The organism is Pantoea sp. GW821-FHT03E06 (genome assembly GCF_059420725.1).
Genome location: NZ_JBWKUG010000001.1, coordinates 3,767,659 through 3,780,144, shown reverse-complemented (window position 1 = coordinate 3,780,144; position 12,486 = coordinate 3,767,659). Strand labels below are relative to the sequence as shown.

Annotated in this window: 13 protein-coding genes; all 13 read right to left on the bottom strand. The window is 51.9% G+C overall.

Annotated features, from left to right (window positions below; translation table 11 throughout):
• Positions 1-172: 172 nt before the first annotated feature.
• Positions 173-934: an amino acid ABC transporter ATP-binding protein gene (locus AC07WB_RS17560; RefSeq protein ID WP_097095847.1), complete on the bottom strand. Its 762-nt coding sequence runs from the start codon at positions 932-934 to the stop codon at positions 173-175.
• A gap of 8 nt (positions 935-942) precedes the next feature.
• On the bottom strand, positions 943-2,043 hold the full coding sequence (locus AC07WB_RS17555) for an amino acid ABC transporter permease (RefSeq protein WP_097095848.1): 1,101 nt from the start codon (positions 2,041-2,043) through the stop codon (positions 943-945).
• 15 nt (positions 2,044-2,058) lie between these two features.
• A complete protein-coding gene (locus tag AC07WB_RS17550; RefSeq protein WP_400458201.1) occupies positions 2,059-3,237 on the bottom strand; it encodes an amino acid ABC transporter permease in 1,179 nt (392 codons plus the stop codon).
• Between the two features lie 66 nt (positions 3,238-3,303).
• Positions 3,304-4,329 carry an amino acid ABC transporter substrate-binding protein gene (locus AC07WB_RS17545; RefSeq protein ID WP_097095850.1) on the bottom strand — a complete coding sequence of 342 codons (1,026 nt, stop codon included), beginning with the start codon at positions 4,327-4,329 and terminating at the stop codon, positions 3,304-3,306.
• Positions 4,330-4,871: 542 nt separating this feature from the next.
• Positions 4,872-5,168 (bottom strand): DNA-binding transcriptional regulator Fis, encoded by a 297-nt coding sequence (gene fis, locus AC07WB_RS17540; protein WP_007891954.1) that lies wholly within the window; start codon positions 5,166-5,168, stop codon positions 4,872-4,874.
• 24 nt (positions 5,169-5,192) lie between these two features.
• Positions 5,193-6,158 (bottom strand): tRNA dihydrouridine synthase DusB, encoded by a 966-nt coding sequence (gene dusB / locus AC07WB_RS17535; RefSeq protein WP_097095851.1) that lies wholly within the window; start codon positions 6,156-6,158, stop codon positions 5,193-5,195.
• Positions 6,159-6,469: 311 nt separating this feature from the next.
• Positions 6,470-7,171 (bottom strand): carbonic anhydrase, encoded by a 702-nt coding sequence (locus AC07WB_RS17530; protein WP_494941084.1) that lies wholly within the window; start codon positions 7,169-7,171, stop codon positions 6,470-6,472.
• Positions 7,172-7,390: 219 nt separating this feature from the next.
• Positions 7,391-8,272 carry a 50S ribosomal protein L11 methyltransferase gene (gene prmA / locus AC07WB_RS17525; RefSeq protein ID WP_400458202.1) on the bottom strand — a complete coding sequence of 294 codons (882 nt, stop codon included), beginning with the start codon at positions 8,270-8,272 and terminating at the stop codon, positions 7,391-7,393.
• 11 nt (positions 8,273-8,283) lie between these two features.
• On the bottom strand, positions 8,284-9,729 hold the full coding sequence (gene panF, locus AC07WB_RS17520) for a sodium/pantothenate symporter (protein WP_097095853.1): 1,446 nt from the start codon (positions 9,727-9,729) through the stop codon (positions 8,284-8,286).
• Positions 9,719-9,961, bottom strand: coding sequence for a YhdT family protein (locus tag AC07WB_RS17515; RefSeq protein WP_097095854.1), 243 nt, complete (start codon positions 9,959-9,961; stop codon positions 9,719-9,721). The genes panF and AC07WB_RS17515 overlap by 11 nt, the downstream gene beginning before the upstream one ends.
• Before the next feature lie 72 nt (positions 9,962-10,033).
• Positions 10,034-11,383, bottom strand: a complete 1,350-nt coding sequence (gene accC, locus AC07WB_RS17510; RefSeq protein WP_007891966.1) for an acetyl-CoA carboxylase biotin carboxylase subunit — start codon at positions 11,381-11,383, stop codon at positions 10,034-10,036.
• An 11-nt stretch (positions 11,384-11,394) separates the two neighbouring features.
• Complete coding sequence (gene accB, locus AC07WB_RS17505) at positions 11,395-11,862, bottom strand: acetyl-CoA carboxylase biotin carboxyl carrier protein (RefSeq protein ID WP_097095855.1); 468 nt, start codon at positions 11,860-11,862, stop codon at positions 11,395-11,397.
• Between the two features lie 21 nt (positions 11,863-11,883).
• Positions 11,884-12,336, bottom strand: coding sequence for a type II 3-dehydroquinate dehydratase (gene aroQ, locus AC07WB_RS17500; RefSeq protein ID WP_097095856.1), 453 nt, complete (start codon positions 12,334-12,336; stop codon positions 11,884-11,886).
• Positions 12,337-12,486: the final 150 nt, after the last annotated feature.

The window sequence follows — 12,486 nt, the reverse complement described above, 5'->3', positions numbered from 1 at the left end:
ATCAAACACAGAAGCCCTGAACATTTGTTCAGGGCTTTTTTGTATGCGCAAATCAACGTGAACGACGTGTGACGTGTAATGTAGCGATTTCACAGTGGCGAAAACGCTGGTACTGAACATAAAAAAGCCTCTGCACCAGGCAGAGGCTTATTCGTGTCTAACTCGTTAAATATTAATGAATAACCTGAGATAAAAACGCCCGTGTGCGCTCGGAACGTGGGTTTGCAAAGAACTCCAGCGGCGGCGCCTCTTCCACTATTTCACCGCGATCCATAAAGATCACCCGATCCGCCACGGTGCGCGCAAAACCCATTTCATGGGTAACGCATAGCATGGTCATGCCATCTTCTGCTAAGCCAATCATCGTATCGAGCACTTCTTTTACCATCTCTGGATCGAGCGCAGATGTTGGCTCATCAAACAGCATAATTTTCGGTTTCATACAGAGTGAACGGGCAATTGCCACACGTTGCTGCTGACCACCAGAAAGTTGGCCAGGAAACTTATGCGCATGCTCAGCGATGCGCACCCGCTGCAAGTAGTGCATGGCTAACTCTTCGGCTTCTTTCTTCGGCATTTTACGCACCCAAATTGGTGCCAGCGTACAGTTTTGCAGCACGGTAAGATGCGGAAAAAGATTGAAATGCTGGAACACCATACCCACTTCGGTACGAACACGTTCAATATTGCGCACATCCTGATTCAGATGGATACCATCAACCACGATGCGCCCTTGCTGATGCTCTTCCAGATGGTTAATGCAGCGGATGGTGGTCGATTTGCCCGACCCAGAAGGTCCGCACAGCACGATACGTTCGCGAGGTTTTACCTGCAGATTAATATCTTTTAGTACATGGAATTGGCCGTACCATTTATTCACGTTTTCAAGTGTAATCATCATGGCATCAGCCGCATTAGTCATAGTTTGTGTCATGTTAAACCTCAGTGCGATGCACGCCCGGTGTGAAAACGCTTCTCCAGATACTGGCTATAGCGCGACATGCTAAAACAGAAAATCCAGTAAACCATGGCAGCAAAGACATAGCCTTCCGTCGACATCCCCAGCCAGGTTGGGTCGACGGTGGCTTGCTGCACACTACTGAAGAGATCGAATAGGCCGATAATGATCACTAAGCTGGTATCTTTAAACAGCGCAATGATGGTATTCACCAGCCCAGGAATGGTGAGCTTGAGCGCCTGCGGTAAAATCACCAACGCCTGCATTTTCCAATATCCTAACGAAAGCGATTCAGCCGCTTCATACTGGCCCTTAGGCAATGCCTGCAAACCGCCACGCACCACCTCCGCGACATAAGCGGACTGGAACAAGATGACACCTACCAACGCGCGCACCAGTTTGTCGATAGTGGTGCCCTCCGCCATAAACAGCGGTAGCATCACCGAAGACATAAACAGCACGGTAATCAGCGGTACGCCGCGCCAGAACTCAATGAAAATGACTGATAATGTGCGCACTACCGGCATTTCGGAACGGCGTCCCAGCGCCAGTAAAATACCTAACGGCAATGCGCCAGCGATTCCTACTGAAGCGATTATCAGCGTTAACGTTAAGCCGCCCCACTGGCGAGTTTCTACACGCTCTAAACCGAAGTATCCGCCGTACATCAAGAACCAAACCACGATCGGATATACCACTGCCCAACAGGCGATATAACGGCCGCGGCGCGGCATTGCTTTGATAAACATCGGAATAATGGATAGCAAACCGAGCACCAGCGATAAATTGATGCGCCAGCGTAGCTCATGCGGATACAGCCCATACATAAACTGGCCAAAACGCGCATGGATGAACACCCAACAAGCGCCTTCTTTGGTGCAGTCCGCGCGCGTCTCGCCAATCCAGTTGGCTTGAAAAACCAGCCAGTTCAATGCCGGTGGGATCACATTCCAGATGAGCCAGATGCTGAACAGCGTCAGCAGCGTATTCAGCCAGCTGGAGAACAGATTTTTGCGCGCCCAAAGCCAACCCTTGCTGAGCGGATTGGTCGGAATCGGTGGGGTTTCGTGTGTGGTTATAGACATAATGATCCCGTTCTCTTAACGCTCAACCAGCGCAATTTTGCGATTGTAGAGGTTCATCAGCAGCGAAATGATTAGGCTGATAATCAGGTAAACCGCCATGGTAATCGCGATGGTCTCAATCGCCTGCCCGGTTTGGTTCAGCACGGTGCCGGCAAACAGCGAGACCATATCTGGATAACCGATGGCGGCCGCCAATGATGAGTTTTTCACGATATTGAGATACTGACTGGTGAGGGGAGGAATGATCACCCGCATCGCCTGCGGAATAATAACCTGACGCATGGTGACGGGATTAGGCAAGCCAAGTGAACGTGCCGCTTCATTTTGACCATGTGGTACCGACTGAATCCCTGAGCGAATCACTTCGGCGATAAACGAAGAGGTATAGACCGACAGCGCCAACGTTAATGCGGCGAGTTCGGGTATCATCACGAAGCCACCGCGGAAATTAAATCCGCGCAGTTCCGGTACATCCCAATGCATCGCAGCGCCGAACAAGGTATGCGCAATCAGCGGCAGCAAAACAATTAACCCCACCGCAGCTGGCCAGGTACGGCGAAGTTGCCCGGTTTTAAGCTGATGTTTACGGTTGAAGCGGAACAGAGCTACGCAACACAGCACCGCCAGCGCTAGCGCGATCAGGAACGGCCAGGTACCGGGCGCGTATTCGGGCCAGGGAATATATAAACCTCGATTACTGACGAATGCGACATCAAAGGCATTCAATGCCTGACGGGGGCCGGGCAGATTACGCAACACCGCAAAGTACCAGAAAAAGATTTGCAGTAGCGGTGGGATATTACGGAACGTCTCGATATAAATGTTGGAAAGCTTACGCAGCAGCCAGTTCTCGGACAGACGTGCAAGGCCGATAGCAAAGCCCAGGATAGAGGCAAACACAATACAAAGCGCGGAAACCAGCAGGGTATTGGTTAACCCCACCATAAATACGCGGGCGTAGGTGTCGCCTTCAGAGTAATCGATCAGGTGTTGGACAATGCCAAAACCGGCACTGCGATCAAGAAATCCGAAGCCGGAAGTAATGCCACGATTGGCCAGATTGATTACCGTGTTGTGAATTAAATATCCCACCACAGCAAGCACGGCCACAATCGCGATGATCTGGTAAAGCCAGGCGCGAACCGTAGGATTACCGAACGAAAAATCCCTCTTTACGGTTGGGCGTTGCGACATGTTAAAACCTCAGTGAAGATTACGCGTGGGCACCGCAGGATGCGGCGCCCGACTGGCAGGACTGAATTAGCGAACGGGAGGAGCGTACTGGATGCCGCCCTGATTCCAGAGCGCATTCTGGCCACGCGCGATTTTCAGTGCGCTGTCTTTACCAACGTTACGATCGAACACTTCCTGATAGTTGCCGACTTGTTTAATGATGTTGTAAGCCCACTTATTATCGAGCTTCAGGTCTTTACCGAAGTCGCCTTCTGCACCTAACAGGTGAGCCATATCAGGAGTGGTAGGTTTAGCGGCCATGTCATCAACATTTTTCGAGCTGATGCCCATCTCTTCAGCGTTCAACATCGCGTACAGCGACCATTTCACGATGGTGAACCAATCGTCATCACCGCGGCGAACGACTGGGCCCAGCGGTTCTTTAGAGATAACTTCGGGCAGTACCACGAAATCGTCTGGCTTGCCGAGTTTGATGCGCAGCGCATACAGCTGTGACTGGTCAGAAGAGAGGGTATCGCAGCGACCGCTGTCGAGCGCCTTAGCGGATTCGTCAGAACGATCGAAGGTTACTGGCGTATATTGCATTTTGTTGGCTTTGAAGTAGTCAGCCACGTTGAGCTCGGTATCGGTACCAGCCTGAATACATACGGTTGCACCATCCAACTCTTTAGCACTTTTCAGGCCGGCTTTCTTGTGGGTCAGGAAACCGATGCCGTCGTAATAGTTCACGCCAGCAAACAGGAAGCCCATACCGCCATCGCGGGAAGACGTCCAGGTGGTGTTGCGCGACAGGATATCCACTTCACCAGACTGCAGTGCAGTAAAGCGCTCTTTAGCAGTCAGCGGGGTATATTTCACTTTGGTTGCGTCACCAAATACGGCAGCGGCGGCCGCACGACATACATCCACATCGATACCGGTGAATTTGCCGTTGGAGTCAGCGTAAGAGAAGCCCGGCAGGCCATCGCTGATGCCGCATTGTACAAAACCTTTTTTCTTAATGGCATCCAACGTGGTGCCAGCGTGCGCTTGTTGAGCAACAGCGAATAGCGAAGCTGCAGCGACCAGGGTGGAAAGCATCATCTTTTTCATAAAGCATCCTGTGTGGCGATATCGTGTGTTGTTATGTTTGCACGCACTTTACTGTGCGCTTTTTTATGTCTGTGGTGGTTAGCCATCCACAACTCTGCAAACCTGATGCCAGGTTTGCAGAATCCTGAATTCTCTGGAAAGATCTTTTAATAAACGGAAGCACTCAGAATATTCTGGCTAATATGGCGCACCAAAAGGCAGCATGACGAGACGACACGATCACAAATAGTGCAAAAAGTTTCACTATGTGGAAGCAGTGTGAGCTAACGCTCAGGATAGAATGTATACGTTGACGTGCTTACGGTTGAACCGGTTGATGATCACAGGGAAAGCGGCCTGCAGAGCAAGAAGAGTAGGAATATGCGGGTGACGATGAACGAATGATGAGTCGCTAAGAGGGAGGAAATATCACCGATGCGATTGCAACTATCGTTACCATTATGGTGACAATTGTTTCATGCGTTGTTAACGTTATGCAATCATCATTCAGCGCAAACAAAAACGCCAGCCCTAAGGCTGGCGTTATCGCAGCAACGAACAAATTAGTTCATGCCGTATTTTTTCAGCTTCTTACGCAGAGTACCACGGTTGATACCCATCATCAGAGCTGCACGGGTCTGGTTGCCACGGGTGTACTGCATCACCATGTCCAACAGAGGCTGCTCAACTTCAGCCAATACCAGCTCATACAGATCACTCACATCCTGACCATTCAGTTGAGCAAAGTAGTTCTTTAATGACTGTTTTACCGAATCACGCAGTGGCTTTTGTGTCACCTGATCCTGAGAGTTAACGGTAGAAACGGTGAGTACGTCAGAATTTACGCGTTGTTCGAACATAGTTCTATCAGCTCTTTATTTCGTTTACGCAAGATTTTCGAAGTATGCCTCCAACGCCTCCAGCTGTTCGCTGGCATCCTCTATGGCGTTGAATGTGCGCCGAAACTGGTCATCAGGAGCACTTTCCTGCAAATACCAGGAAACGTGTTTTCGGGCAATACGGTATCCTTTGCGCTGACCGTAAAAGTCGTGCAGCTCCCGTATATGTCCAATCAGCATTTGCTTGACTTCAGCCATCGGCTTCGGTGCCAGCAGCTCCCCTGTGTCCAGATAATGCTGGATTTCCCGGAAGATCCACGGTCTTCCCTGAGCGGCACGGCCAACCATAAGAGCATCGGCTCCGGTATAGTCGAGCACCGCTCTGGCTTTATGCGGGTCAGTAATGTCACCATTCGCGATAATTGGAATGGAGACGCTCTGCTTAACTGTCCGAATGCTGTCGTATTCAGCAAATCCCTCAAACAAACAGGCGCGTGTGCGGCCATGAATGGTGAGAGCCTGAATGCCACAGCGTTCAGCCAATTGGGCAATCTCTACACAATTACGATTTTCTTTGTCCCAGCCGGTGCGAATCTTCAGCGTAACCGGTACATCCACTGCATTCACTACCGCGGTGAGAATCGACTCCACCAGTTGCGGATGTTGCAGCAGCGCTGAACCTGCCATCTTACGATTCACTTTTTTGGCCGGGCAGCCCATGTTGATATCGATAACCTGCGCGCCTGACGCCACATTAATGCGCGCGGCAGCAGCCATCTCATCAGGATCGCAACCGGCAATCTGCACGGCACGAATACCGGGCTCGTCACTATGCACCATACGCAAACGGGATTTGTCACTGGCCCAAACTTCCGGGTTAGATGACAGCATCTCGGAGACAGTCATACCGGCACCGTTCTCATAACACAGGGTGCGAAATGGCTTATCGGATACTCCGGCCATAGGCGCAGCAATGAGTCGATTACGTAGCTGATGATGTCCAATGCGCATGAAAAAGAAGTGACCCTAACTGTTCGCAAGGCGGCGTATATTACGCATTTTTTCAGGAAGATGAAAGGCCAAACTTTGAACAATTCGCCGTTAAAGATCAAGGAAATCGGGCTTATAGGCTGCTTAGCGCTTATAAATACCTTTAATTCATGTACTTAAAAAAATATGCTGAAATTGTGAACAAAAGTTTTTCTAAAAACATGAGGAAAATCACAACATAAAAACCGCCACTTCTGGTAATTAGCCAAAGAAATGACGGTAATGTGATTATTAATTGAGCTAATTTAAAGGGGGATTGAGTACATCAACTCTCATTCTACAATCTGACGGCCATGTAATGGTTGCAGGGGGCGATTGTTACTGTGCTTCAAAGCCCGCTTAAAGGCGTCGAGCTGAGATTGAGACAGCATCACTGGCTGCTTCATTACTAGCCAGCGCAAACCCTCGGTACAAGGTGGCGTGGTAAGCGATCCGCTGAAGCGATAATAGTGGCGATCTTCCGGGAAAAGCGGCTTTAAATCCATACGCTCTTTCACCGCCACTTCCTGATTTTCCTGCATAGGCATGGCTGCGAGAATCGGATTCAGGGCCGTATTCTCTTTACCAACCTCAAACATCACGGCAATGACAGCCAACTCACCTTCATCATTGGCATGGACGAAATGCGCTTCGAGCGGGTAAGAATGGCCATCGATCTGGTTTTCACTCGGGGTGTGAAAGTGATACTGCATGAGATGGAAGGTTTCCCCGTCCAGTGTGAAGTCATCTTCATCTTTAACGTTCACCTGCAAAGTATGGCCGTTGTTCACCAGTTTTTCTGCTGCGGTGTGAAACTCCAGACTCAGTGGTGGCAGGTGGCCTGCAACGGTATCGCGGATATTAATCGGTGACTGAAACTTACCCTTATGGCAGGTTTGGTAATCCAGGCTCAGATCGCCCCAATGTTGCGGGCCCGCTTGGCCTTCATAGCTCCAGTGTGGAACAGAGTGAGGCACAGCGGCATGAGTAGCCATACTGAAAAACAGTACTGCGGCAAAGAAAGGGGTGGTTTTCATTCTCAATCTCTAACAAAGGGTACCGGCAAGCGGCGTGCAGTAGATAATACGTAGCACTACGAGAATAAAAACCTTGCAAAGCGGATTAAGGCAAAAACCAGACGAGGCTTAATCCTTAAACTATCAATTGGTTACACGCATGCCAGCGTATGCGTCTGGCATGCCTGACGCTGGGATCTAGCGACGTATGCCGGTAATGCGGCACCACTCTTCTTTCTCCGCTACCGGATCAAGATCGAACTGTTCCTCGTAGGCTTCGCACACGCCTGCCGCCTGGCTGGCTAGCACGCCCGATAAACCAAGATGACCACCCGTTTTCGGCAGCACGCTAATCAGCGGTGCCAACTCACGTAGCGGGCCTGCAAGGATGTTGGCGACCACGACATCCGCTTGTAGATTATCCGGTTGCTGGTGCGGCAGATAGAGTGCCAAACGCTCAGATACACCATTACGCTCGGCGTTATCGCGGCTGGCCTGGATGGCTTGTGGATCGATATCGATACCAATCGCCTGCGCGGCACCTAATTTCAGTGCGGCGATGGCAAGAATGCCGGAGCCACAGCCAAAATCGATCACCGTCTTGCCTTGCAGATCGAGCCCGTCGAGCCAGGTTAAACACAGCGAGGTAGTGGGATGGGTGCCCGTACCGAACGCCAGGCCCGGATCCAGCATCACATTGACGGCATTAGGATCGGGTACATCGCGCCAGCTTGGGCAGATCCATAAACGCTCACCGAAGCGCATTGGGTGGAAATTATCCATCCATTCGCGCTCCCAGTCTTTATCTTCGATCTGCTCGATCTTGTGACGGAACGCGGATCCCAGCAGCGGGTGCTGGCTCAGCTCAGCCACTACATCGCTCATCTCGGTTTCGGCGTCGAACAGGCCGATGACATCGGTATCACCCCACAAGAGCGTTTCACCTGGCAGCGGCTCATAAACCGGATTGTCATGCGTGTCCTGGAAAGTGACCGATACGGCACCCACATCCATCAGCGCATCGCTTAAGGTTTCGGCGTTAGCGCCGGTGCTGTTAATTTTGATTTGAATCCAAGGCATAGCGTTTCTCTTTATTCCAGTGCCGCAGCGCGTGCTTCGGGCGTGCGGCCAAACAGATTACCTACCAGGAAGGCCAGCAGGCTTAAGATCAGGGAAGGAACGATCGGATGGAAACCCCACCATTCAATATTCAGGCTAGCTAACAGCGTGTAGCAACTGGCACCGACCAGCATGCCGCTGATCGCGCCGGTTGAGTTGGCTCGTTCCCAGTACAAGCCCAGCACCAGCGGCCACAGGAATACCGCTTCAAGTCCACCAAATGCCAGCAGATTTAACCAGATAATCATATCCGGTGGATTCCACGCCGCCAGCAGCAGCAGAACGCCGAGCACAAACGTGATGGTGCCTGATAACATGCGCAGCCGCGCCTCGTTTTCACTGTGTTGCGGCGCAATACGCAGGTAGAGATCTTTGATTAGCGTAGCGGAGGATTGCAGCAGCTGCGCATTAATGGTCGACATAATAGCCGCCATCGGTGCTGCCAGAAAGACGCCTGCAGCCATCGGCGGTAGCACGGTGATCATCAGTGTGGGTATCACGCGATCGGGAATGGTGAGATCGGGCAAAATCACACGTCCCAGCGCACCAGCCAGATGCATGCCGAACATCAGGATCACCACCACGATGGTGCCAAGCACAATGCCGCGATGCATGGCTTTGCTGTCTTTATAAGAGATACAGCGCACGGCGGTATGCGGCAGGCCAATCACACCAAAACACACCAGCACAGCAAAGGAGCTGAGGAAGGTAGGGGTGATGACATTGCCGACGCCTTCCGGCGAAGTTAACTGCGGATCGATGTTGTGCAGTTTGGTTACCGCGCTTTCCAGCCCACCTGCATGGTGGATCACCGCAAAAAGCAGCAGGAAGGTACCAATCAGCATCACCAGGCCTTGCATGGCATCATTCAATACGCTGGCGCGGAAGCCGCCGAAAGCCGTATAGAGCGCGATGGTGCCGCCAAAGATCAGCAGGCCAGTGTCATAAGGAATGCCCGCCGCCGTCTCCAGCAGACGTGCACCGCCGATGAACTGCACGGTCATCGCGCCGATAAACGCCACCAGCAAACTCAGGCTAGAGAGCCAGATCAGCAGCGTACTGCCATAGCGGCCATACAACATATCGTTGAGCGTGACGGCATTATAGCGTCGCGCCAGAATCGCGAACTTCTTCCCCAGCACACCGAGCGAAAGCCAGACGGCGGGCACCTGAATCATCGCCAACAGGACCCAACCAAGGCCATATTTATAGGCAGCACCTGGGCCGCCAATGAATGAACTGGCGCTAATGTAGGTGGTGGTGATGGTCATGGCCAGCACAAAGCCGCCCATTGAACGGCTGCCGAGGAAGTATTCACTCAGGAAGTTGCCCTGACGCTGTTTGCGCATGGCAAATACCGACAGCGCGGCAATCAGCACCAGATAGGCCAGAAGTGGAAGGATGATTTCAGAGTCCATCGTTATCCTCCAGCGACATGTCGCGGAATAACACGCGCACCATCAGCCAACACAACACGATAAATAGCAGGGGAGCAAACATGCAGGAGAGCTCGAACCACCGCGGTAAGCCAAAGAAGCCAATGTCATTGCCACCCAGCCAGGCAGACAATCCCCATACGGCGAGGTAGGCCAGCGTCAGATAAAACGACCAGCGCGCCTCTTTGTTCGCTTGCAAAAAACGCCAATCCATTATGCAACCTCAAAGGCAACAAAAATGAAAAAGGCCGGAGTTAACCGGCCTCTGCTTTGCTCTGCGCTGCAATTACTTCTCTTGCAGGCCGAGTTTCTTCTCCAGATAGTGGATGTTCGTCCCACCTTGCTGGAAGTTTTCATCGGACATGATTTTCATCTGCAGCTCAATGTTGGTTTTGATGCCGTCGATGATCAGTTCCGCCAGCGCATTCTTCATGCGCGAGATTGCCACGTCACGATTTTCACCGTAGGTAATCAGCTTACCAATCATGGAATCGTAGTACGGTGGCACGCTGTAACCGGCATAGATATGCGATTCCCAACGTACGCCAAAGCCGCCCGGCGCGTGGAAACGGGTGATCTTGCCCGGACTTGGCAGGAAGGTGTTGGGATCTTCGGCGTTGATACGGCACTCCACCGCATGACCGCGAATGATCACATCTTCCTGTTTAATCGACAGTGGCTGGCCAGCAGCAATGCGCAGCTGCTCTTTGATCAGATCCACGCCGGTGATCATCTCGGTCACCGGATGTTCAACCTGAATACGGGTGTTCATCTCGATGAAGTAGAACTCACCGTTTTCGTACAGGAACTCAAAGGTACCCGCACCGCGATAGCCGATATCAATACAAGCTTTGGAGCAGCGCTCGCCGATATAGCGACGCAGTTCCGGCGTGATGCCCGGCGCTGGTGCTTCTTCGACGACTTTCTGGTGACGACGCTGCATTGAGCAGTCGCGTTCAGCCAGATAGATAGCGTTGCCCTGGCCGTCGGCCAGCACCTGAATTTCGATATGGCGCGGATTCTCGAGATACTTCTCCATATAAACCATGTCGTTGTTGAAAGCCGCTTTGGCTTCCGCTTTCGTCATGTTGATGGATTGCTCAAGATCCTTGTCGCTGCGCACTACGCGCATACCGCGACCACCGCCGCCGCCAGAGGCTTTGATGATCACCGGATAGCCGATGCGCTTAGCGAAGGCACGGTTTTTTTCCATGTCGTCGGTCAGCGAGCCATCCGATCCTGGTACGGTAGGTACGCCAGCTTTCTTCATGGCGGTGATAGCAGACACTTTGTCGCCCATCAGGCGAATGGTGTCGGCTTTTGGACCAATGAAGATAAAGCCAGAGCGCTCAACCTGCTCGGCGAAATCGGCGTTCTCAGAAAGGAAGCCGTAACCCGGGTGGATAGCAACCGCGCCGGTAATTTCGGCGGCAGAGATCAGTGCCGGGATGTTCAGATAGCTTTTGACCGAAGGTGGCGGGCCGATGCAGACGGTTTCATCTGCCAGCAGCACGTGCTTCAGGTCACGGTCCGCGGTTGAGTGGACGGCAACAGTCTTGATGCCCAGCTCTTTACAGGCACGCAGAATGCGCAACGCGATCTCACCACGGTTAGCAATGACAATTTTATCCAGCATGCTTCGCCTCGTTATTCGATGATGACCAGCGGCTCGTCAAATTCAACCGGTTGGCCGCTTTCGACCAGGATCGCCTTCACAACGCCGGATTTGTCGGCTTCGATCTGGTTCATCATTTTCATCGCTTCAACGATGCACAGGGTGTCGCCAGCATTCACTTTCTGGCCGACTTCGATAAAGGCTTTCGCATCCGGGCTTGGGGTGCGATAGAAGGTGCCAACCATCGGCGAACGCACGATGTGGCCACTGATTTCTGGTTTAGCGGCTTCAGCGGCAACCGGTGCTGCTGGTGCAACGGCAGTCGCCAGCGCAGGTTGCTGCATCATTGGCGCAGCGTAAGCCTGCTGCATCATCGGGTAGCCGGTATTTGCAGGTGAACGGCTGATACGAACGGACTCTTCGCCCTCGGAGATTTCCAGCTCGGAGATGCCAGACTCTTCAACCAGTTCGATCAGTTTCTTAATTTTACGAATATCCATGAGTGTGGTTCCGTACTCTGTTTAATTGGAATGTGACAGGCGTTTTACTGCCGTTTGTAAAGCCCAAGAGTATCCATCAGCGCCAAGTCCACAGATGACGCCGGCAGATACATCGGAAAGATAGGAGTGATGTCGGAACGGCTCGCGTGCATGCACGTTAGAGAGATGCACCTCAATAAAAGGAATACTAACCGCCAACAGGGCATCACGCAGTGCAACACTGGTATGCGTGAACGCAGCAGGGTTGATGATGATGTAATCCACATTACCGCGTGCTTCGTGGATACGATCAATCAACTGAAACTCTGCGTTCGATTGCAAATGACTCAATTTCACATGGTGCTGATCGGCCTGCTGCGTCAGATCGTCGACGATTTGCGTCAGCGTAGTATGACCATACTTATCAGGCTCACGCGTTCCCAGTAAGTTAAGATTGGGACCGTTCAAAAGCAGTATGTGAAATTTGTGCGCCATCTTGCTGCTATCTCCTGCAATCAGTAAGGCATCGCGTAAAATACCGCGACATCTTTCGTTTGTCACCCTTACGGATGAAAAAGAAGACTTCGCCTGCAATAAAGCCGGGCATTATATCCGTTTCGTCGACATTCGCAGCAAAATACTGGT